Below are 24285 nucleotides of genomic sequence, written 5' to 3' on the forward strand. Positions count from 1 at the left end.
GGTTTGGAAATAAGGCCATAACTATTATCCAGGAGTGATTTCCATATATAGATTAATATCTTCTTTATAAGGCAATAGGATATAAAAACATCATGTGCCCTTTAGTTTCTAATAATCGTCCAATGATATATGATTTGAGGGCAAAAAACATCTGTTTTCCATGGATCTGAGCAGCGGAATAATAAATCCATAATGTGCTTTTCCGCCCTCGTAGAGGGCCAATAGCGATAGCAACAGCGGACTCCTCACCACACCCGCGCCTCGTAGAGCGCGCGATAGAATATGGATCGATTAATTTATTATGTTTTGGGTGAAACGAGCTGGTCTCTGATCTGTGAATTATGATACGTATCCGCTGAACATTGGGCATATTGTGGATGCTCTGTTTGTCGCTGGTTCTAATCCGATATATGGATAACCCACAATATCTATCGCGCGCTCTACGAGGCGCCCAAACCGACGGGTTATGGCTGTTCTATCGCTATTTGCCCCTTATCGGGGCAAGAGGCCAGGGCCTTTAAAAAGCATGAATTGAATGCAACGATATGGTTTTGAACATTACAATTTTGAATTTTGGAATTGTTTAGTATTTAGAGTTTAGAATTTAGGATTTCCTTGTTGGATGATAAGGCATAAAATAAGCCATTGCAATCAACTCATGCAATGGCTCATTTTATTTTTGTGGAGACTATGGGGCTCGAACCCATGACCTCCACGCTGCCAGCGTGGCGCTCTAGCCAACTGAGCTAAGTCCCCTTATTTTTTTGCAACCGCAAATCTAATATTTTTATTGTTCACGGAAAAACTTTTTATCCTGGATCATTCATAAACGAACAGCCTGTCCCGCTGAAGAAGCGGGATAGTGAAGTTTATGAATGCGCGATGGTTTGCGGGTAGGATCCAGGCTCGCCTTCGCGAAGCTTCGGCGGAGCAAGGTAACCCCGCATTAGAAAAACCGGCTTTTTGCGAAATTTATTGAAGCAAAAAGCCAGGTTTTTCAATAGCGTCAGAATTATTCTTGAATAATTCGGGTTATAAAAATCCTATGTTAACAGCATGTCAAATGAACAGGGACTTTTTCATTACCCGGTTGTCATTATAATATATATATTTGTGCACTCGTTTCAAATTGGGCTAATGTCATGATTATGGATGTTTTTCATACAACACAAAACCTTCAGGAGAAAATATCTGACTTGAAAAAAGGAGGAAGCAGTATTGGCTTTGTACCTACAATGGGCGCTTTGCATCAGGGACATCTTTCGTTGGTTGATGCTAGTACCCGTGATAACGATGTTACCGTAGTGAGCATATTTGTTAACCCTACCCAGTTCAATCAGCGGGAAGATTTTGATCAGTATCCCCGTGACTTGGACGGAGACATCAAAAAGCTGGGGGATGCCGGGGCGAATATCATTTTTACACCCACGGAGAATGAGATGTATCCCGAACCGGATAACCGGGTGTTTGATTTCGGGCAATTGGACAAGGTGATGGAAGGCAGACACCGTCCGGGACATTTTAATGGCGTAGCCCAGATTGTAAGCAGGTTGTTTGACATTGTCAAACCCCACCGGGCTTATTTTGGGGAAAAGGATTTTCAGCAACTGGCCATTATACGGGATCTGGTCTCCCAGCTCAACATGGACATTGAAATTATAGCCTGCCCGATCATCAGAGAAGCCGATGGTCTGGCCAAAAGTTCCAGGAATGCTCGTTTGAATAAAGAGCAGCGTAAACATGCACCGAAAATAGCAGAAGCCATCCATAAAGCCCGGGATCTGGCCGGCGAATATTCGGTGGATCAGGTAAAACAAAAAGTAATAAATGAATTAAACCAGGATCCCTATATTGATGTTGAGTATTTTGAAATTGTAGACGAGAAAACCCTTCAGCCCATCGGACAGTGGGATGATACTTATTATAAACGGGCTTGTGTAGCAGCATGGGTAGGAAGGGTGCGTTTGATAGATAATGTTCCATATTATTTTTAACTTTGCATCGGATAATCTGTAAGCTATGAATATAGAAGTATTAAAATCAAAGATACATAAGGTTACCGTTACTGATGCCAAACTTCAGTACTCCGGGAGCATCACCATTGACGAGGATTTAATGGATGCCGGGGATATCATAGAAAATGAGAAGGTACAGGTGCTCAATCTCAGTAATGGTGAACGGCTGGAAACTTATGTGATCAAAGGTGAGCGGGGTTCGGGAGAAATCTGCATGAACGGACCAGCCGCCCGTAAAGCGGTTGTCGGTGATATAGTGATCATTATATCTTACGCTTCCATGGATTTTGAGGAAGCCAAAAATTATAAACCTACATTGTTATTTCCTGATACTTCAACCAATAAACTCGTATAGATTTTTTGAGCAGATCGATTTTCAAAGCACTACGTTTCATTGTATTTCTTGCCATAGGGCTTATATTGCTCTATTTTGCCTTTCGTGACGTCAGTTTTGAAGAGTTGTTGGCCAGTCTCCAAAAGGCTGATTTGAAATGGGTAACTTTTACTTTGGCATTTGGACTGGTGGGATATATCAGCCGGGCTTACCGCTGGAAACTGCTGATCAAGCCGCTCAATTATGATCCGCCGCTAAAGAATGTATTTTATGCATTGATGATTGGCTATACAGCCAATTTTGCATTTCCCCGCATAGGAGAGATCAGCCGTTGCGGATCGTTGCAAAGGTCTGACAAAATACCCCTCGATTCCCTGTTGGGCACTGTAATCATAGAAAGAGCCATTGACCTGGTGATGCTTCTCTTTATACTGATTGTGGTTTTCTTTTCCAAGATCGGATTTTTTGGAGCCTTCTTAAAAAATAACATATTTGAACCTCTACTGAACCGCGTCTTGCAGTTCTTTCAGCTTTCTGTTATGAACTGGGTGATATTCATAGCCTCAGTTATTGTACTGATTTTTTTGATCAGGTTTCTGAATCGGAAGTTCTCTGAAAATCCTGTTGTGAAAAAAATCAAAGAGTTGGTAAGGGGTGTGTTTGTGGGATTGAAAACAATTGTCCGGATGCGCGACAGATGGAGTTTTATTTTTCATACGCTGCTTATATGGATGATGTATTTCTTAATGACCTATGTTCTTTTGTTTTCTTTTCCCGCTACTTCACAATTGGGTCCGCTGGATGGATTATTCCTGCTTGTTATAGGTGGATTGGGCATGTCGGCACCTGTTCAGGGGGGTATAGGGGCATTTCACTGGATCATTTCGGCAGGTTTATCACTTTATGGAGTTTCCAGAGTTGATGCGGTGGCTTATGCCACATTATCTCACGAATCCCAGGCATTTTTTGCCATCTTTTTGGGCGCACTGTCTTTTATGATGCTTATGATACAAAAAAGAAGAGCCTTAAAAATACATAAAAAATAAATCATGGATTATTTGGATGTGATCAAGGAGAAAATCATTACGGACGAAACGCTCGGGCCCCTTCTCACCTACTGGAGACTGAAAGATAACCGGATTGTGTTTACCAATGGCTGTTTTGATATCCTGCACCGGGGGCATATAGAATATTTGTCCAAAACTGCCTCTTTGGGCGATATTGTGGTTGTGGGGCTGAACAGCGACCGGTCTGTACGGAAAATCAAAGGAAATGACCGGCCCCTCCAGGATGAATACTCAAGGGCATTGGTTATGGCATCACTCAAGCAGGTAACCGGTGTATACCTGTTTGATGAGGAGACTCCCTACAATCTGATCACCAGGGTGAAGCCCGATGTGTTGGTTAAGGGAGGAGATTATAAGGTAGAAGAGATCGTGGGCGCTGATGTTGTTAAGGCCTATGGCGGAGAGGTAGTGACCATTGACTTTCTGAAGGGATATTCAACAAGTGGGCTTATTGAAAAATTACAAAAGACAAGCAACAAATAACAAACAAATTCCAAATAACAAATCAAGAAATGATCCAAACAAGATCCGTATAGGTTTGGAATTTGTAGTTTTGATTTATTGGATTTTATTTGTTATTTGGAATTTGTAAATTGGGATTTTCCCATTTACATTATAAGTAAAAGAAAGACAATCAAATTTTTTCAATTTAACCAGGCATTTCTGATTTCGGAAGAACATGGCCAAAAAGAAGAACATATATATCTGCCAGAACTGTGGGGCTGAGTCCTCCAAATGGCTTGGACGCTGTCCTTATTGCAATGAATGGAATACCTATGTAGAAGAAACAATACAGCCTGAAGGGAAAAACACCGGCTTTTCAGATAAAACCGCCGATATACAACCGCTGTCCACCATTTCTCTGGATGACGAAAAGCGTTTGTCCACCCATTACAGTGAAGTGGACCGGGTGTTAGGGGGTGGTATGGTCCCTGGTTCTCTGGTGCTGGTAGGTGGCGAACCCGGAATCGGTAAGTCCACTCTGGCATTGCAGATGGCGCTCAAATCCAAAGGTGTCAAAGTGCTTTATATTTCCGGTGAAGAAAGTTTAAAGCAGCTCAAGTTACGTTCAGACCGGCTTAAAGCTGATGACAACGAAATATATCTTCTTAATGAAACCTCCCTGGAACGGGTTCTGGAACAGGCAAAGCAATTCTCACCCGATCTGCTGATTGTCGATTCCATACAAACCCTGTTCTCCGAAAATTTTGATTCCGCTCCGGGAAGTGTTTCCCAGGTCCGGCAGTCTGCAACCCGTTTGTTGTATTTTGCCAAATCTACCTCGATTCCGGTTTTGGTGATCGGACATATCAATAAAGAGGGAAGCATAGCCGGACCCAAAGTTTTGGAACACATCGTAGATGTGGTGTTGCAATTTGAAGGCGACCACAATTATGTGTACAGGGTTTTGAGGGCCCTGAAAAATCGTTTTGGTTCCACCAGTGAGCTGGGTATTTTCGAGATGAGCCAGTCCGGACTGGAGGAGGTGCTAAATCCGTCCAAACATCTGGTGAATCAATACCACAATGATCTGAGCGGAGTGGCCATTGCTTCCACCATAGATGGCATCAGACCATTTTTGGTGGAAATCCAGTCGCTGGTAAGCCCTGCCTCTTATGGTACGCCCCAACGTACCAGCACTGGCTTCGATGCAAGGCGGTTATCCATGCTGCTGGCTGTGCTGGAGAAAAGGGCAGGTGTGAGTTTGTTCAATAAGGATGTTTTTCTGAACCTGGCGGGCGGCATTAAGGTTGTGGACCCCGCCATAGATCTGGCCATTGTCTCTTCCATTCTTTCTTCTTTTATAGATAAACCGGTGGATATGAAGACCTGTTTTACCGGTGAAGTTGGGTTATCCGGAGAGATCCGTGCCGTTACGCAGATTGAAAAAAGGGTGCAGGAAGCTGATAAACTGGGATATAAACGAATGTTTCTTTCCGAATACAATTCCATACAATCGGATAAGGCCAGGATAGGCCTGGAGTACGTCAATACGGTCGGACAATTGTTTTACAAACTTTTCGGGGGCTCCAATGAATGATCCGCTTCTTTCCATAGAAAACCTCACCATCGGATTTCCTTCCAACCAGGGAACATTTTATGCCACGAAGGAGATAAGCCTGGAAGTTTCAACGGGCAGATCTTTAGGTATCGTAGGCGAATCGGGTTCGGGCAAATCGATAACAGCCCTTTCCGTGCTGAATCTTTTGCCTCCCTCTGCTACTGTATTGAGTGGAAAGATAAGTTACCGCATGGAAAAGGATTATTGGGTGGATATTTTAAAGGCGGATCAGAAGCTGATACGAAGTATAAGGGGCAGACACATTTCCATGATATTCCAGGAGCCTATGACCTCCCTCAATCCTGTTTACACCTGTGGTGATCAGGTGTCGGAGATTATGATCAGGCATCTGGATTACTCTCATAAAAAGGCCCGGGAGAAAGCAGAACATCTTTTTCGGGAAGTGGAGCTACCCCATCCGGGCAGGATTTTCGAGAGTTATCCCCATGAACTTTCCGGTGGACAAAGGCAAAGGGTGATGATCGCCATGGCCATCTCCTGTGATCCCGATCTGCTGATAGCCGACGAGCCAACTACGGCGCTGGATGTGACCATACAGAACTCCATACTTGTTTTGCTTAAAGGATTGAAACAGCGTTACGGCATGAGCCTGATTTTTATTTCTCATGATCTGGCTGTTGTTTCCGAAGTAGCGGATGAGATGGCTGTGATGTATAACGGCCGGATCGTGGAACAAGGCACCAGGGAGCAGATTATTCATTCCCCGGTCAATGCCTATACCCGTGGGTTGATCGCCTGTAAGCCTCCTTTGAACAGAAGGCCGGAAAGGCTGTATACACTGGCAGATTTTATGGAGGATGAAAGGCAGGATGCTGCGGCCACAATACCTGCAGAAAATTTGGGAAAAGAGCATCCGAAAGACTTAGCTCAGGAGCCTGCCCCGATTTTCACCCTGCATAATGTATCCAAAGCCTTTCCCCTGGAGCGAAATTTCTTTGGAAAGATAACTGAGAGTCTGCCTGCCATAAACGACGTGTCACTGGAAATATTCCAGGGAGAAACCCTCGGAGTGGTTGGGGAATCGGGGAGCGGTAAATCTACGCTTGCCAGGATTCTTATGAAGCTGCTTTCCTTTGATCAGGGAAGTATTTCGTTTAAAGGGAAGGATTTTACCCGTTTTACCCGTAGCGACATGCGTGCGTTCCGGCAAAACGTGCAGATTATTTTCCAGGATCCTTATTCAACGCTTAATCCCAGACTTTCTGCGGGGAAGATGATTTCCGAGCCCCTTCAATATTATGGATATTATAAGAACCGTCAGGAAAGGAAGCAGAGAACGCTGGAGCTGCTTAACGATGTCAGGCTGGGCGGGGATTTTTTAAACCGCTATCCGCACGAGTTATCCGGGGGTCAGCGGCAGCGGGTTGCCATTGCCAGGGTTTTGGCTTTAAATCCCAATTTTATCATATGCGATGAAGCCGTTTCAGCCCTCGATGTTTCTATCCAGGCCGAAGTGTTGAATTTGCTTCAGGATTTGAAAAAGCGTTATCACCTGACTTATGTTTTCATCACGCATGATTTTTCTGTGGTTCGTTTTATGTCGGACCGGGTTGCTGTGATGAAAGACGGGAGCATCATAGAAATAGGGGAATCGCATCGTGTTTTCGATTCCCCTAAAAATGATTATACACGTAAATTACTCAGTTCCATTCCGGCCATTTGATTCGGGCTAGAAGAAATCATCTTCTATGCGGTCTTTTGGCTCACCTGCTTCCACATCATCGCAATCCAGATTATAGTTAAAATCCGTAGGCCTTTCAAAGGTGTCTTGTTTGGATACCAGGTTGTTTAGCGTGGAGTCTTCGTAAGCCTTTTTTATATATTCCGCCCAGATTGGAAGCGCCATGTTGGCTCCCTGTCCCCGGGTGATGTCGTCAAAATGTATGCTGCGGTTTTCGCCACCGACCCAGACTCCTGAAACCAGGTTGGGTGTGACGCCCATGAACCACCCGTCGGATTGGTTCTGGGTAGTGCCAGTTTTCCCTGCTATCGGGTTCATGAGCTCATATGTGAATCGAACCCGGATACCTGTTCCATCTTCAACCACCCCTTTCAGAAGGTTGATCATCAGATACGCGGTCTGTTCACTGATCGCTTCACTCTCCCTGGGATTGAAAGTGGCAAGCAGATTTCCGTTCCGGTCCTCAATTCTGGTTACCAATCTGGGTTTAATATAAACCCCTTTATTGGCATAAGTGCTGTATGCTCCAACCATTTCGTTCAGGGAAACATCCGAAGTACCCAGGAATATCGAAGGCACGGGATCAATGGGACGTTCAATGCCCATTTTTTGCATAACATTGATCACGGCCCGGGGGTTGAATTGTTTGATAAGCCATGCTGAAATATAATTTACCGAATGAATCAATCCCCATTTTAAGGTAACCATCTCACCATCTTTATCAGAAGGCCCTGAATTTTTCGGAGTCCACGTTGAATCATTCACATAGAAAGTGCTTGGTACATTGGGCACTTTGTGGCAGGGAGAATATCCTTCCTGCATGGCCAGTGTGTAGAGGAATGGTTTGATGGTGGATCCGATTTGCCTGCCTCCCTGTGTTACATGATCGTATTTGAAATATCTGTAATGGGGTCCACCCACATAAGCTTTTACATGGCCATTATTGGGGTTCATGGACATAAAACCGGCCCTTAAAAACTTTTTGTGATACCAGATTGAATCGAGGGGTGACATAACCGTATCTTTAACACCGTCCCATGAGAAAACTTCCATTTCCCTGGGTTCTTCAAAGCTGGATTGAATGGAATCCTCACTTATCCCGCGGCGTTTTAATGACCTGTACCGGTCGGTGTTTCTCATGGCCCGATCGATAATGTTGTCTATTTGTTCCTCTTCCAGATCTTTGGAAAAAGGAGCATTTTCCTTATCTTTCAGGTGTTCGAAGAACTCTTCCTGTAGCTCCTCCCCTAAATGTTCCTTTAATGATTGTTCCGCATATTTTTGGAGCTTTGAATTGATGGTGGTATAGATTTGCAACCCATCACGGTAGATATCATAATTGGATCCGTCGGGTTTGGTGTTTTTATTGCACCACCCGTATAATGGTTCGTTGGCCCATTTCGTAGAGTCGTTCTTATAGTTTTCCGGGCTGGAATATTCGCTTTTTACGGGCTTTTCTTCTGTGAGCAGCATCCTTAAATGTTCCCTGAAATATGGCGCCGGTCCTTCATTATGATCCTCCCGGGTATAATCAACCTCCAGAGGGAGTGAACTTAAGGAATCGTAATTTGAATGGGTGATGTAGTTGTATTTATCCATCTGACTCAGTACGACGTTTCTTCTCTCAACCGACTGCCGGGGGTTGCGTACCGCATTGAATTTTGTAGGAGCCTTGAGCATACCTACAAGTGTAGCTGCTTCCTCGAGTTTCAATGAGTCGGGAGGGGTATTGAAATAAGTCCTGGATGCCGATTTGATGCCGTAAATCATTCCCCCGAACGGTACTGTATTGAGATACATTACCAAAATTTCCTTTTTGGTATAGTTTCTTTCCAGTTTTGCAGCAGTGATCCATTCTTTAAATTTTGCCAGTACCAGATTGGTGGTATAGGCGATTCGTGAACCATAAACGGTTGTATCTCTCGGGAAAAGGTTTTTTGCAAGCTGCTGGGTAATGGTGCTGCCTCCTCCTGAGTCTTCTCCAAGTATAAGGGTTTTAAAAAACACTCGGGCCAGCCCCCTGGCATCGATCCCGGAATGCTCGTAGAAACGTATATCTTCTGTGGCAATTAAAGCATTAACGATTTCTGAAGAAATTTCTTTAAAATCCACGTAGGAGCGGTCTTGAAAGTAGTATCTTCCCAACTGCTCCCCGTCTTCCGCATAAACAACTGAAGCGAGATTATTCTGAGGATTTTCAAGCTGTTCGAAACTTGGAATGGGTCCAAACACCTCCTGAGAAATAAGCAATAATATAACGAATAATGTAACAAAAGGTAGAGCAAATAAGGTCCAGAATAATCTTATGTAGAATTTTTTGTCAAAATTGATTTTGAATTTCATGATATTAATAATAATAATTTGCAAAATTTGACATTAGATTTTTAAAAGTTTTAATTTTGCTTTTTAATTTGTTTCACAAACCGCGTAATATCTATGGAAGATAACTTAGTTATCGTTGAGTCGCCGGCAAAGGCCAAAACTATAAAAAAATTTCTGGGAAAAAACTATCTTGTTAAATCCAGTTATGGTCATATCAGAGATCTTGAAAAAAAGAACTATGGTATTGATATAAGTAACGAGTATCAACCGCGATATGTTATACCTGAGAATAAAAAAGAGGTGGTTGAGGAATTGAAGGAATTGGCAAAAAAGGCCAAAATGGTTTGGTTAGCTACTGATGAGGACCGTGAAGGGGAAGCCATAGCCTGGCATCTTTATAAGGTGCTTGAATTAACACCTGAAAAGACCAGGCGGATTGTTTTTCATGAGATCACTCAGGAAGCCATCCAGGAGGCCATCAACAATCCCCGTTCCATTGACATGAATCTGGTAAAGGCGCAACAAGCCCGCCGGGTTTTGGACCGTCTGGTAGGGTTTGAGCTTTCACCGGTGTTATGGAAAAAGATAAAACCATCCCTGTCTGCCGGGCGTGTACAATCTGCCGCACTTCGGCTGATTGTGGAGCGGGAACGGGAGATCATGAATTTTAAGCCCACTTCTTCTTTTAAGTTAACTGCCGACTTTTCCGACGGTAAAAATGAATTCAAGGCCGATTTGTCACAGAAGCCGGATGATAAAAAAGAAGCCGTTAAGGTGTTGGAGCATGCCAAAAGTGCGGAATATCATGTAGCAGAAGTGCAGAAAAAACCCACTAAGAGAAATCCTGCTCCGCCTTTTACTACATCTACATTACAGCAGGAAGCAAGCAGAAAATTAGGGTTTTCTGTGGCCCGAACAATGAGTCTCGCACAAAGGCTGTATGAAGCTGGTAAGATTACCTATATGCGTACGGATTCGGTAAATCTCTCCAATACTGCAATCGGGGCTGCTAAGAATATCATCCAGGAAAAATTTGGCGAAAAATATTTGAAAACAAGACAATATCAAACCAAATCAAAAGGTGCACAGGAGGCCCACGAAGCCATTCGTCCTACTTATATGAATAGTATGGAAGTTTCAGGCTCTGAGGCCGAGAAAAAACTGTATAATCTGATATGGAAACGTACCCTAGCTTCACAGATGAGCAGTGCGGATTTTGAGAAAACCACTATTAAGATTGATATTTCCAATGATCCCCACCAGTTTGTCGCTACCGGAGAAGTGATGAAATTTGATGGTTTTCTGAAGGTTTATATGGAATCCACCGATGACGAAAAAGAAGAAGAGAGCAAAAGTTTGCTGCCTGAAGTGAAAAAGGGACAAAAACTGGATTGTCATGGAATTAAGGCTATCGAGCGTTTTACCCATCATCCGCCCCGTTATACGGAAGCCAGCCTTGTGAAAAAGCTTGAGGAACTGGGAATCGGACGACCTTCTACATATGCTCCCATTATTTCTACAGTTCAGGAGAGGGGTTATGTTGTTAAAGAAGACCGGTTTGGTACTCCCAGGAATTACCGGGAGATTATACTGGATAAGGGTACCATCAGGGAAGAAACAAAGACAGAGATGGCCGGTGCGGAAAAAAAGAAGCTGTTTCCCAATGACATCGGTATGCTGGTGAACGATTTTCTGAAAGAACATTTTACAGAGGTAGTCAATTACAATTTTACCGCCAATGTAGAAGAGGAGTTTGACCAGATAGCCGAAGGATTTCTGAAATGGTCGGAAATGATCGATAAGTTTTATCACCCTTTTCATAAAAAGGTGGAGGAAACGCTTGAAAAATCGGGAAGAAATACGGGAGAGAGAATTTTAGGGACCGATCCGAAGACGGGTCGTCAGGTTTCCGTAAAAATCGGGCCTTACGGTCCGATGGTACAGCTCGGCACCCGTGATGAAGAGGAAAAGCCAAAATTTGCCAGCTTACAGAAAGGTCAGCACATTGAAACCATTACCCTGGAAGAGGCTTTGAAATTGTTCGATCTGCCCCGAAAGCTGGGGACCTATGAAGGGAAAGAAGTGCTTGTTTCAACCGGACGCTTTGGTCCATACTTAAAGCACGATTCCAAAAACGTTTCGCTCAAACGGGAGGACGATCCGTTTAAAATCGATCTGGACAGGGCGATTCAACTGATCGAAGAAAAGAGGGAAAGGGACAGGAAGAAAACCATCAAAACGTTTAGCGAAGACAAATATTTGGTTATTCTGAGAGGCAGGTTCGGTCCGTATATCAGCTACAAAGACGGCAATTATCCCATACCCAAAAAGAAAGAGGCGGATAAGCTTACTGTTGATGAATGCTATGAATTGATCAATAGCAAAAAGGAGCGGGATAAAGAAAAAAAATCTTCCGGTAAGAAGACTTCCGGTAGCAACACTTCGAAAAGTAAAGGTTCAAAGAAACAAACCACAAAAAAACAATCCACAGGTACCGGAAGCACCAAAAAGGTGAATGAGCAGAAAAAGGGTTCCCAAAGCACAAAAAAGAAAAAAGGCAAACAAAGTACCCGTACTCAAAAAACGAAGAAGAACTCGGGTAATAAAGGTTCCAAATCAACATAAATTACTTTAATGACTCTGACCGATTATCTTGAACCTTTAAGCAACGATATGATTTCCCGGCCTGAGGGAGAGTTGGGGCAGCAAGTGGTGGTCAACCGCGGGAACCTTACCCCCGACTTACTGAATCAAGGAGATATTGTGCTTGTTGGCATCCCTTATCATATGAATGGAGAGTTGGAGTATACGGGTTCTGCCGATCTGGTAAGAAAGGAATTGTATTTATTGGCCGGCCATGATTTCCGGAATGGCCAAATTATAGATGCGGGAGATTTAATACCTGGCAGAAACCTTAGAGAGACGCTGTTTTCACTGAAAGAACTCTTGGGTTTGCTTAGAGAAAAAGGAGTTTATGTTTTGTTGATCGGAGGCTCCAACATATTGAATCTGGGTATATTGATGCATTATGAATCCATCTTGGGCAAGTATTCCTATACCATTGTGGAACCCTGGTTTTCCCTGGCTGATTATAAACAATACCGTCTTGTGGATTTCAATCTGCTTCATTATTTTAATTTGGGAAGCCAGTCGTATTACCTGACCCGGAACCAAAAAGATTGGCTGGAGACCAACCATTACGAAACAAGAAGGCTAGGAAAGATAAGAAGCAATCCGGAGGAAAGTGAACCTTGTTTGAGGGAATCCGATGGATGCAGTATTTCCATCAATACCGTAAGGTATGCTGAAGCTCCGGGCCAGCAGCATTCATATCCCAATGGGCTGTATAATGAGGAAGTGTGCCAGGTGGCAAGATATGCCGGCCTTGCCGACCGTCTTGGGATTTTTGGAGTGTTTGACTATTTTCCAGCGGAGGATAGAAATCGGGTTACCGCCAAATTGATTGCCCAGGTGCTATGGTTTTCCATTGCAGGTTATCTGATGAGGTTCCGGGAACATCCTTATGCAGATGAGCATTTTCAGAAGTTTCTGGTGAGCCTGGACGATCATAGGATAACCTTTTACAAAAGCGAACAAACCTCAAGGTGGTGGATGGAGATACCGGTGAAGGGGAAAGCCGGCAATCAGGTGTTTCCCTGTAACCGATCTGATTACGATTTGGCATGTCGGGATGAAATACCTGAGCGATGGCTACATGCTTATCAAAAATTAAATTTTTATCAACCATAATGTTTGATTAATCAACAATAAAACCCCTTATCAAATAAAAATTCTTTTCATAAAGTAACCTTGACCCATAAAAAATAGTATAAAGGGATTGCGTGCGTTATTAACAAATGATGTTAATAAATTTGGGAGGAAAGAATTTTTTTATTTTCTTTACGTTCAGTATTAATTCGAGGATACATAAGGTTTATGCGAACGAAAGCTTTTTTAATTTTACTCCTGAGCTTATCTTTACAGGCCACGGCTCAGCAGGATCCGCAGTTCAGCCAGAATATGTTTACGCGGCTGTCCTATAATCCTGCTTATACCGGAAGTCATGGGAAGATATGTGCGACTGCTTTACATCGCCAGCAATGGTATGGTTTTGGCGAGGGCGCACCCGAAATTAGCGTATTCAATTTTGATGCAGCCATCAGTCCTTTCGGCATCGATGCCGGTGTGGGGTTGTCATTGATACAGGACCAGATAGGGTTTAACAACAATTTAGGTGCCAAATTATCATTGGCCTATCGGTTTGAAGCCTGGGACGGAAACCTTGCATTCGGGATTAACGGTGGTATGATCAATTATTCATTAACGCCTGATTGGGTAATCCCTTCGGGCACCTCAGTACACTCAACCAATGATCCGGCCATCCCCCAGGAAGTTAAAAATGAGATGGCCCTGGATTTGGGAGGGGGTATTTATTACCATACAGATGAAATGTATATTGGATTTTCGTCTACCCATATCAATGAGCCTGAGTTTACCCCGGCGGAAGGGGGTGTGAAACCCCGGATCGGAAGAAATTATTATTTGATTTCCGGTTATAATTTGCCGGTACCGGAGACCAAATTTGAATTGAATCCTTCATTATTGGTTCAGTCGGACGGAACCACCTCCCAGATCAGCTTGAATACCCATTTATCCTACAATGAAAAATTCTGGGGAGGCGTTTCTGTACGGACCGATAAAACGATCACCGGTATGATCGGAGCGAGACTATTTAATTGGGTTAGAGTTGGATATTCTTACGATTTAGGTGTTTCAGAGGTCAGCAGATACCATCAGGGTTCACACGAAATTATGGTTGGATTTTGTTTTGATTTAGAATCCGAGGACAGAACTCAAAAATATAAAAGCATAAGATTTCTATAACATTTTTAAAAAATTAACGTAAATATTTATTCTGCAAAAATAAACCCCGACATTATGAAGAAAGTAGCATTAATTATCATCCTATTCTCAGTTATTGTAAGTTGTAGTAACTACAATGCCGGTGAATTAAGTGGTGTGCAGGACAGACCGGATTGGTATGAATCCCAGCCTTATGGAATGGTATTCATCCCCATGGGAAGCTTTACCATGGGCCCAAGTGATGAAAGCGCTTCATGGGCAATGACAACCAAAACGCAGAGGGTATCTGTAGATGCTTTCTGGATGGATGAAACCGAAATTACCAACAATGAGTACAGGCAATTTGTTGAATATGTAAAAGATTCCATTCTCCGCAGAAGGCTGGGACAGCAAATTGATGATTTCCTGATTACCGAAGACCAGTATGGTAATCCGATCGATCCACCCCGGATTAACTGGGAAACAGAGATTGATCCTACCGATGAAGCCCAGAGGGAAATTATCAATTCCATGTATTACGATCAGCAGGATCGGTTGTTTGGACAAAAAGAACTGGATACCCGTTTGTTGATGTATGAGTACTACTGGATCGATTATCAACAGGCAGCGAAAAGATCCAACAAATACAACTATGACACCCAGCAATACGAGGGCACTGTTGTTAATGCCCAGGGTGAAGAAATGGAGATTGACAGCAGACAGTCTTTCATAATGAGGGGTAGGACCAATGTATATCCGGATACACTGGTTTGGGTAAGGGATTTTACTTATTCGTTCAATGAGCCTTATACCGACCTTTATTTTTCCCATCCGGCTTACGATGATTATCCCGTAGTTGGAGTTAACTGGGAACAGGCAAGGGCCTTCTCTATCTGGAGAACCAAATACCTTAATGATTTCCTTCGTAGTGAGGGTGAAGGTACGGTGCAGGACTATCGTCTTCCTACAGAGGCTGAATGGGAATATGCTGCAAGGGGAAAACTTAATCAGAGTCCGTATCCCTGGGGTGGGCCTTATACCAGGAACAAAGAAGGTTGTTTTCTGGCAAATTTTAAGCCCATGAGAGGCAATTATGTAGACGACGGTGCGTTAATATCTCAACCGGTTGGTACTTATCCTCCTAATGAATATGGACTATACGATATGGCGGGTAATGTTTCGGAATGGACTTCAAATGCGTTTGATGAGTCGGCATATTTTTTCAGCCATGATATGAATCCGAATTATCAATACCATTCAACAGAAGACGATCCTGCGGCTATGAAGCGAAAAGTAGTGAAAGGTGGTTCATGGAAAGATATAGGTTATTATCTGCAAAACGGTACAAGAACCTATGAATATAAGGATACAGCCAAGTCTTATCTTGGCTTTAGAAATGTCAGATCTTATTTAGGTGGGTCTGAACAGTAATTTTAAGTATTAAGTATTGTTAGTTTTTAAGCCCAAAATTGTTTTGTATTATGAGTATTTCAAAAATTGTTGAATCTGCCGGTTGGAAGAAATTCATGGCAAAAGTTTATGGATTTGGTGCTTCCGTTGTGCTTATCGGTGCATTGTTTAAGCTTCAGCATTGGGAAGGTGCAAACACCATGTTGATTATTGGTTTGAGCACTGAAGCCCTCATTTTCTTCTTTTCAGCTTTTGAGCCTATTAAGGAAGAGATTGACTGGTCTATTGTATACCCTGAAATTGCAGGTATCGAAGAAGACCCGGAAGAAGCCAGAGAACGGAACAGAGCCAGAAGGCAAGCCATGGCAGATAATCCCGGAGGTGGCAATGGTCAGCCTGCCGGTGGTGGAGGAAGCCTCACCAAATTTGACCAGATGATGGAAAATTCCGAGATCACACCCGAGCTTTTTGACAAATTGGGAGAAGGGTTGAAGCGGTTCAATCAAACGGCTCAACAACTGAATCACGTTGCCGAGGCCGGTATGGCCACCGAGGAATATGTTAACAACATGCAAGCCGCATCAGAATCGGTAAATCTGCTAACTGAATCGTACAATAAGTCAAAAGAAGCTCTGAATCAATCCATTGACCAGCTCAACAGTGTTTACCAGGAGTCCGCCAATTCCATCCAAAATTCGGAACAGTATACATCCGAACAGATGCAGGAGAGTGGCAAATATCTTGCCGACAAGATGAAGGAATCCGGAGATAATATTGCGGGTTCGTATAACCAGATATCTGAAAACATTGGTTCAAACATTGTAGAGAATACCCGTAATTTTAATGATAATCTGGAAGCACTTAATAAAAATCTCTCCGCATTGAATTCTGCCTATGAATTGGAGCTGAAAGCAACCAGCGAGCATGCCAAAAATACGGAGGGCATCTATGGTGAGATGGATCAAATGATGAATGATCTGAGAGATTCGGCAGAAGAAACCAAGAAATATAAACAGCAGGTTTCTCAATTGAATCAGAATCTCGAGGAGCTGAACATGGTATATGGCAATATGCTCTCAGCTATGTCTGTAATGTCGAATAGTTAAAATAACGAGGTGTTGATATGGCTGGCGGAAAGGAAACTCCCAGACAGAAGATGATCGGCATGATGTATTTGGTGCTGACGGCGATGCTTGCATTGAATGTATCGGCAGAGGTTCTGGATGCATTTAGATTGGTTAATGAGGGAATAAAGAGCACTACAGAAAATTTTTCCAAAAAAAATGAGGCTACCTATAAGGAATTTGAAACAGAAGTAGCTAAAAACGAACAAAAAGCCCGGGAATGGAAGGATAAAGCTTTTGAGGTAAGAGCCAGGGCCGATAGTTTATACAATTACATGCAAAATTTGAAGGTGCAGATGATCAAGGAGAATCAGGGAAAGAATATAGAACAAAATAAGGCCCTGGTTGAAGAAGAGGGAAAAGTGAAAGTGCTGCATGAAAATATAGTGGGAGAAGATAAATGGGATATGGTAACGCGTGTAATGATCGGTGAAGGTTTTGATGGAAAAGCTTATGAGCTTAAGGAAAAGATTAATGATTTCAGGGAATTTTTATTGAGTTATGTAGATGACGATAATACAGCGGTTATTGACGCCCTGAAAGAAGGTCTGGATACATCAGACCCTCCAGCGTCTGAAGGACGTGAGCAAAAATCCTGGGAAGTCAAACATTTCTATGATATTCCTATTGGTGCAGTTTTACCTGTTATGAGTACTTTACAGTCGGATATTCGAAATGCAGAAGCTGAAGCAATACAGTATCTTTTCAATCAGATTGAGGCCGGATCCTTTTCATTCAACAAGCTAGAGGCCACAGTTATTCCTAATTCCAGTTATCTTGTTCAGGGGAATGACTATCAGGCGGATGTTTTTCTGGCTGCCAGAGATACCACCGCCCCTCCGCAGGTTTTAATTGGTGAGTGGGATAGCGTGCGACAGGAAGATGGCAGCTATGAGGTGGAAATGAGAAGGGTTGAGGATACCTTATCGGTAGTAGGCGGAAAAGGAAAATTTTCCAGGCCGGCTCCCCAAACCGGTGTTCATGAGTGGGGAGGAATCATAAAACTAATGGGTCCCGATGGAGATTTTATCAAAAAGCCATTCAGGCAACAATATGAGGTGGCCAGGCCGAATCTGGTCATATCCCCCACCAAGATGAATGTCTTTTATGTAGGCATACCCAATCCTGTAAGCATATCTCTGCCTAGTGTTCCACCCAACAGAATTTCACCCAGTGTACGGAATGGTAGCATTCGTCAAACCGGGGCAGGCCAGTTCGAAGTGGAACCTAACAATGCCAATCAGGAATGTGTGATAACCGTACGCGCTGAAGTCGGTGGACGTATGCGTTCCTATGGTTCGAAAGAGTTTAGGGTACAGGAATTGCCAACTCCTACTGCCCAGGTTGCACAAAAAGGCGGAGGGGATATTCGTGAGGAGTTACTGAAGGCTCAAACCGGTGTGTTTGCCGTTATGGAAGACTTCCTTTTTGATCTTAGTTACGAAGTTACGCAGTTTACTATTACTACGACGGATAGAGGGGGTTATGTAAAAACCCTTAGAAAGGAAGGGAATCAGTTTGATCAGGAAGTACGCAATTGGTTTGACAACAATTTAGAAAGAGGCCGGAAGGTTAACTTCGAGGACTTGCAGGCTGTTGGACCTGATGGGTCAGTTAAAAATTTAAATCCCATAACATTTACAATTCAATAAGAAACTAAAAATAATTAAATGGAATATATTATGAAACGACTAGTTCTGTTTTTCTTCTTAGGAGTCATCATTTTTGCGGGAAACCCCCAGGAATCTCAAGCTCAATCCATTGACGACAATGTGTATACCAAGGAAAACGTCCCCGGGAAAAAGCCTCTCAATTATGTTTCCCTAAGAGAAGCCGATGTCATGTGGTCGAAAAAATTATGGCAGATGATTGATCTCCGGAAAAGGATGAACCAGGTGCTGTATTTCCCGGAAAACGAAATGGATGACCGCAAAAGCCTTATACAGGTTATTATGCATGGCATTGATAATGAAGGATTAACTGCGTATCGCAGCGATCAGTTTAAGGAAATGTATTCAACGGATGAGGTGTACCAAGAGATGGGGGCAGGTGAAGAAACCCAGCAGATCCAACAACCCGATGGATCCACTAAGGATACGGTTATACAGACTGGAGTGCGTTATGATGAGATAAAAAAATATTTGATCAAGGAGCAATGGGTATTTGACCGTAAATACTCGGATTTGAGGGTCCGGGTGGTTGGTATTTGCCCCATCCGTGAATTTATTGACGATGATACCGGAGAAAAAAGGAAAAGTCAGGCATTTTGGATTTATTATCCCGAAGCAAGGAATTTACTGGCCAATTTTGAAATATTCAACCGGAAAAATGATGCACAAAGGATCAGCTATGAGGATTGGTTCCAGCAAAGAAGATTCAATTCCTATGTGGTACAGGAAACCAATGTTTACGGCAACCGATTAATTAATGAGTATACTACAGGCAAGAACACATTGCTGGAGGCCCGCGAAATACGGAATGAGATATTCGAATTCGAGCATGACCTTTGGGAATATTAGTATGTTTTTTGCATCGTAAAATAAAAAACCCGCCAATGCATAAAGAGAGGCGGGTTTTTTTTATGGCCCGATGAGCTTTTTCTTAAATTTTATATATATTCTTCACCCTTCTTTTCCTTGATTTCTTCAACGATTTCTTTGATTTCCTGTTCGTCTTTCTTATTGTAGATAATCAATTTGTTATCAGATTCTATGATGATATAGTCTTTCAGCCCTTTAATGACCACCATTTTGTCATTTGAAAAATTGACAATGGAATCTTCCACATCATATAACATGACGTTATCACCATATACGGAGTTGCCATTTTCATCCTTGTGTAAAAATTCCTGAAGGGAACCCCACGTACCCAAATCGGCCCATCCAAAATTGGAAGCCAATACATAGACATTTTCTGATTTTTCCATTATTCCGTAATCAATGGATATGCTTTTGCATTGGAAATATACATTAGCAATAAATTCCGATTCCTCGGGCGTGTCATACACGTTCTCTCCTTCCTTGAAAAATTGATCAATATCCGGGAGATGTTTTGCAAAAGAATTCATAATGGATTGAAGCGACCAGATAAATATGCCGGAATTCCAGTAATACTCTCCGCTTTCGTAAAATTTTTTTGCCAGATCATAGTTGGGTTTTTCAGTAAACGTTTTTACTTTATGAAGATTTTTATATCCGTCTACTTCCTGGCTGTTTTCTCTTTGGATATATCCGTATCCTGTTTCCGGACGGTGGGGCTTAATGCCAAGTGTAAGCAAAGCATCGTGTTTTTCGGTGAAATTAAGCCCTTCATTGAGAATTTGGATAAATTGTTCTTCATTTTGTATTAAATGATCCGAAGGGGAAACCACAATATTTGCATTGGGGTTGATCTTTTGAATTTTATAGTTTGCATAAGCAATACAAGGAGCTGTGTTCCTTTTTTCAGGTTCCAGCAAAATCTGATTTTCACTCAGCTCAGGCAATTGTTCCTTAACCAGTTCCTGATATATTTCATTGGTTACAATATAAATATTCCGAACGGGACTGATCTTTGAAAGCCTGTCAAAAGTTTGCTGAAGCAATGTCCTGCCCGTCCCTAAAATATCCAAAAACTGTTTCGGTTGATTTTTAGTACTCAGGGGCCAGAATCTTGTCCCTGTGCCTCCCGCCATAATAATAGAAAATGTGTTGTTTTTCATAAGTTTTCGGTTTATTTCATTTAAACGTAAAAGCCTTATTTTAAAAAGAGGTTAAAATTATAGCAATTAAAAACTTTAACCATAATTATTCGTTATTATAATTGAAAAATGTTTAATTTACTTATCTGGTACATCATTTGATGTAAAATTCTTGATTTTTAAATGTAGCATTTTTTTTTAATTTGGTAAAAACAAATACCCGAAAAAATTATGAAACCGAGATTATTGAATTCGAGTTTGCTTATTGGTATCATTCTGTTGCTCATTCCATCTTTTTCGTTAGGGCAATATTTTGGACAGAATAAAGTGTATTATGAAAAATTTGATTTTGAAATATACGAAACCCCTCACTTTGAAATTTATAATTATCAGGGTACTACTGAGCCCATGAAAAGATTGGGCCGTCAGAGTGAACACTGGTATGACAGACATTTTGCCATTTTCAGGGATACCATTACCCAAAATCCGCTTATTATTTATAATAATCACCCGGATTTTCAACAAACTACTGTGATCGGCGGACAAATCGGAGTGGGTACCGGCGGTGTGACAGAGGCTCTAAGAAAAAGGGCTATTATTCCTTTTATGATCTCTAACAGGGAAACCGATCATGTTTTGGGTCACGAGATGGTCCACGTATTCCAGTATAATATGGTTAAACAAAATGATACCCTGGGTTTGCAATCCCTTCAGAATATACCTTTGTGGATGATTGAAGGTATGGCAGAGTATTTGTCTGTCGGACCTCAGGATAATAAGACGGCCATGTGGATGCGGGATGCCATTATACAAGATGATATACCCTCCATAAGGGACATGACCCGTAAACCCAATGAATATTTCCCCTATCGCTACGGCCATGCTTTTTGGTCATTTGTTACCGGTGTCTGGGGAGATGCTATGATCGAGCCGGTTTTGCTTGCAACAGCCAAGTACGGACTTAATGGTGCTGTGGACAGACTCTTTGGCTTAACTACCGATAGCTTATCCACCTTATGGCAAAAATCGGTCAGGGAGACCTATGAACCTTATATAAAAGAAGATACCATCAAACCTGTGGGGAGAAACATGTTCACCCCTGAGAATTCGGGAGAGTTGAATTTGTCACCCGTATTGAGCCCTGATGGTAAGCATATGACTTTCATATCCAATTATGATGTGATTACAATTGATATTCTTATGGCCAACACGGAAGACAGGAAAGTAATAAAAAAACTGACCAGTGCAGTGCGTCAGGGAGACATTGACAGTTACAACTATATCGAATCGGCAGGTTCTTTTTCACCTGAAGGCGACCAATATGTAATGACTACCGTCGCCAAGGGAAGGAACCAATTGCTTATTGCCAATATAGAAGGTGACGATGTAGATGTAACTGATGAGATTAATATAAAGGGTATCCAGGCTTTTGATAATCCCGAATGGTCCCCGGATGGAGAGAAAATACTGCTTACCGGTTTGGTTGATGGCAAGAGCGATCTGTTTACCTACCATGTGAAAAGTGGCAGGATTGAACAGTTAACCGATGATCCCTATTCCGATCTCCAAGCTAACTGGTCGCCTGACGGGGAAAAGATTGCCTTCATCTCCGAAAGGGGGCCCGACACCGATTTTGAAAAGCCGGCCTATGGAAAGTACCGATTGTGCACGCTGGATGTTGAAACAGGCAACGTTGAGGTACTGCCTGTTTTCCCGGAAAGTGATATTTTGAGCCCTCAATTCTCTCCGGATGGTGAATCGTTATATTTCCTTTCCCATGCCGATGGTTACAGAAATTTGTATGAATATGAACTGGAGACCGGAGATGTTTACAGGTTGACAGAGTTTGTAACAGGCATCAGCGGTATTACTGATCTAGCCCCGGCATATAGTGTGGCAAGTGAATCCGGTGAAATTGCCTATACCCTTTATGGCAATGACAGATATTCTGTTTATATGGCCGAACCGGAAGACTTTGACCGGGTAAGGGTGGATAAAAATCTTGCCGATGAAAGTGCTTCCGTGCTTCCACCCGGAAGAGGAAGGGTGCTAAATATTGTTGAAAACAACCTGAACCGGCAACCTACCTATCCCGAAACGGGTTTTAGTGAAAAAGCCTATGATCCTGAATTTCAACTGGACTACATTGGAAGTACCGGAGTGGGAGTCGGATCCAGCCAGTTTGGCACCTATGCCTCGGGGGGTGTCACTGCTCTCTGGAGCGATGTATTGAAACGCCATCAACTGATAACCAATTTACAGGTACAGGGAGAAATTTATGATTTCGGAGGTTATGTATCCTACATGAACCAGGAAAACCGTTTGAACTGGGGGGGCTCTGTTAGTCACATACCCTACAGATATTCTTATTACTCATTCAATCCGAGGGATAGCCTTGAAACAAGTGAGGGCACCATCCCGGTGAGTAATTTTATCATTCAGCAAACCCGTATATTCCATGATCAATTGGCATTATTCGGGCGATATCCCTTATCGAAAAAATTACGTTTTGAAGCCGGCGCTTCCATCTCGAGATATAGCTATATGATTCAAAATATCAACAATTACTATTACGGAAGCATGCTAATAGACAGAGATAAAGAGCGAATGCGCGAACAGGAGCCCGAGCCTTTCAATGTTGGGAATGCCTATCTGGCTTATGTGGGTGATGATACCAATTTCGGAATTACCGGGCCGTTGGGTGGTTACCGGTATCGCATCCAGGCAGGGAAGATGTTTGCTTCGTATAATATCGTCAATACACAATTGGATTATAGAAATTATTATTTTCAGAATCCATGGAGCTTTGGCATTCGTGCACTCCATTATGCCCGTTACGGGCCGGATGCAAATGAATTGTATCCTTTGTATGTTGGAGACCATTATTATGTTAGGGGATATTCTTACAATTCGTATGATCAGTCCCAGGGATACGGAGCCAATTATCAGAATTTAAATTATATGGTCGGGTCAAAAATGGGTGTCATCAATGCAGAGGTGCGTCTGCCGTTCAGCGGTCCGGAGCGGTTAACTTTCATAGAGTCTAAATATTTTTACACAACCCTTGTAGGATTCATAGACGGAGGCTTTGCTACTGAAGATTACGATAATTTGGCTTTTTCATGGAAGGCCTTACAGGGTAAAAATACACCGATATTCAGCACAGGATTGGCATTGCGGATTAACCTCTTCGGATATGCTGTACTTGAACCTTATGCCGCTATACCCTTCCAGCGCAACGATAAAAACTTTACTTTCGGACTCTTTATAAGAGGCAGCGGATGGTAATGATGGCCGCAGACTTTTTGAAAGGAGGATGTTTCGGAAGAAAGCAGCATGCAAAATTTTCGGACATCCTCCTTCTGTTTTGCTATTACCATGAATGCCTTTATAGTATTCCTCTTAAGTGGCTCATAAAATCCCACCGCCTTTACAACTTATTAAAGATAGGAACTATAAATTAGTCCATGATGAATGCCCTTTCTTCCGAGAAAATTTATAATTTTATGGACTTAAAAAATCAACTGCTATGAAATTTGTTAATATCCTATTAGTTTTTGTATTGGTCCTTTTGGGTATCAATTCATGGGGCCAAAGCCGAATGGATAACGATATATCCGGAAAAGTAGATTCTGTGATGAATCTGATGACACTTGAAGAAAAAATCGGCCAGTTGAATCTTATCTCTGGTGAAGGAGAATTAACCGGCCCTGTTACTGAGGACAGTG

The 24285-nt window shown here is 42.5% G+C and carries 16 protein-coding genes and 1 tRNA gene; 14 read left to right on the forward strand and 3 right to left on the reverse strand.

The window, feature by feature from the left end:
• Positions 1-682: 682 nt before the first annotated feature.
• Positions 683-756 (reverse strand) — tRNA-Ala (locus KGY70_05225).
• Positions 757-1148: 392 nt separating this feature from the next.
• On the opposite strand from KGY70_05225, the gene panC reads away from it, so the two are divergent.
• The 6 genes from panC (at position 1149) to KGY70_05255 (ending at position 7162) form a co-directional block, all read left to right on the forward strand.
• Positions 1149-1994: a pantoate--beta-alanine ligase gene (gene panC / locus KGY70_05230; GenBank protein ID MBS3774564.1), complete on the forward strand. Its 846-nt coding sequence runs from the start codon at positions 1149-1151 to the stop codon at positions 1992-1994.
• A gap of 25 nt (positions 1995-2019) precedes the next feature.
• Positions 2020-2370, forward strand: a complete 351-nt coding sequence (locus KGY70_05235) for an aspartate 1-decarboxylase (GenBank protein ID MBS3774565.1) — start codon at positions 2020-2022, stop codon at positions 2368-2370.
• Positions 2371-2375: 5 nt separating this feature from the next.
• Entirely contained in the window at positions 2376-3395 is a 1020-nt protein-coding gene (locus KGY70_05240) for a flippase-like domain-containing protein (protein ID MBS3774566.1), read from the forward strand.
• 3 nt (positions 3396-3398) lie between these two features.
• Positions 3399-3899, forward strand: a complete 501-nt coding sequence (gene rfaE2 / locus KGY70_05245; GenBank protein ID MBS3774567.1) for a D-glycero-beta-D-manno-heptose 1-phosphate adenylyltransferase — start codon at positions 3399-3401, stop codon at positions 3897-3899.
• Between the two features lie 196 nt (positions 3900-4095).
• A complete protein-coding gene (radA, locus tag KGY70_05250; GenBank protein MBS3774568.1) occupies positions 4096-5457 on the forward strand; it encodes a DNA repair protein RadA in 1362 nt (453 codons plus the stop codon).
• Complete coding sequence (locus KGY70_05255) at positions 5450-7162, forward strand: ABC transporter ATP-binding protein (protein MBS3774569.1); 1713 nt, start codon at positions 5450-5452, stop codon at positions 7160-7162. The genes radA and KGY70_05255 overlap by 8 nt, the downstream gene beginning before the upstream one ends.
• A 6-nt stretch (positions 7163-7168) precedes the next feature.
• Here KGY70_05255 and KGY70_05260 read toward each other — a convergent pair whose 3' ends face one another.
• Complete coding sequence (locus tag KGY70_05260; GenBank protein ID MBS3774570.1) at positions 7169-9523, reverse strand: penicillin-binding protein; 2355 nt, start codon at positions 9521-9523, stop codon at positions 7169-7171.
• Positions 9524-9616: 93 nt separating this feature from the next.
• Here KGY70_05260 and topA point away from each other — a divergent pair, with 93 nt between their 5' ends.
• The 7 genes from topA (at position 9617) to gldN (ending at position 19397) form a co-directional block, all read left to right on the forward strand.
• Complete coding sequence (gene topA, locus KGY70_05265) at positions 9617-12127, forward strand: type I DNA topoisomerase (protein MBS3774571.1); 2511 nt, start codon at positions 9617-9619, stop codon at positions 12125-12127.
• Between the two features lie 9 nt (positions 12128-12136).
• On the forward strand, positions 12137-13252 hold the full coding sequence (locus KGY70_05270; protein MBS3774572.1) for a hypothetical protein: 1116 nt from the start codon (positions 12137-12139) through the stop codon (positions 13250-13252).
• Between the two features lie 186 nt (positions 13253-13438).
• Complete coding sequence (locus KGY70_05275; protein MBS3774573.1) at positions 13439-14386, forward strand: type IX secretion system membrane protein PorP/SprF; 948 nt, start codon at positions 13439-13441, stop codon at positions 14384-14386.
• Positions 14387-14440: 54 nt separating this feature from the next.
• Complete coding sequence (locus KGY70_05280; GenBank protein MBS3774574.1) at positions 14441-15775, forward strand: SUMF1/EgtB/PvdO family nonheme iron enzyme; 1335 nt, start codon at positions 14441-14443, stop codon at positions 15773-15775.
• A 50-nt stretch (positions 15776-15825) separates the two neighbouring features.
• Entirely contained in the window at positions 15826-16860 is a 1035-nt protein-coding gene (gene gldL / locus KGY70_05285) for a gliding motility protein GldL (protein ID MBS3774575.1), read from the forward strand.
• A gap of 17 nt (positions 16861-16877) precedes the next feature.
• Positions 16878-18530, forward strand: coding sequence for a gliding motility protein GldM (gldM, locus tag KGY70_05290; protein MBS3774576.1), 1653 nt, complete (start codon positions 16878-16880; stop codon positions 18528-18530).
• A gap of 30 nt (positions 18531-18560) precedes the next feature.
• Positions 18561-19397 carry a gliding motility protein GldN gene (gene gldN / locus KGY70_05295; GenBank protein MBS3774577.1) on the forward strand — a complete coding sequence of 279 codons (837 nt, stop codon included), beginning with the start codon at positions 18561-18563 and terminating at the stop codon, positions 19395-19397.
• An 89-nt stretch (positions 19398-19486) separates the two neighbouring features.
• Here the strand turns inward: gldN and KGY70_05300 are convergent, their stop codons facing one another.
• Positions 19487-20578 (reverse strand): mannose-1-phosphate guanylyltransferase, encoded by a 1092-nt coding sequence (locus KGY70_05300; GenBank protein MBS3774578.1) that lies wholly within the window; start codon positions 20576-20578, stop codon positions 19487-19489.
• Positions 20579-20788: 210 nt separating this feature from the next.
• Between KGY70_05300 and KGY70_05305 the strand changes: the two genes are divergently transcribed.
• Positions 20789-23845 (forward strand): PD40 domain-containing protein, encoded by a 3057-nt coding sequence (locus KGY70_05305; GenBank protein MBS3774579.1) that lies wholly within the window; start codon positions 20789-20791, stop codon positions 23843-23845.
• Positions 23846-24285: the final 440 nt, after the last annotated feature.

Source organism: Bacteroidales bacterium (assembly GCA_018334875.1).
Classification (GTDB): Bacteria; Bacteroidota; Bacteroidia; order Bacteroidales; family UBA12077; genus JAGXLC01.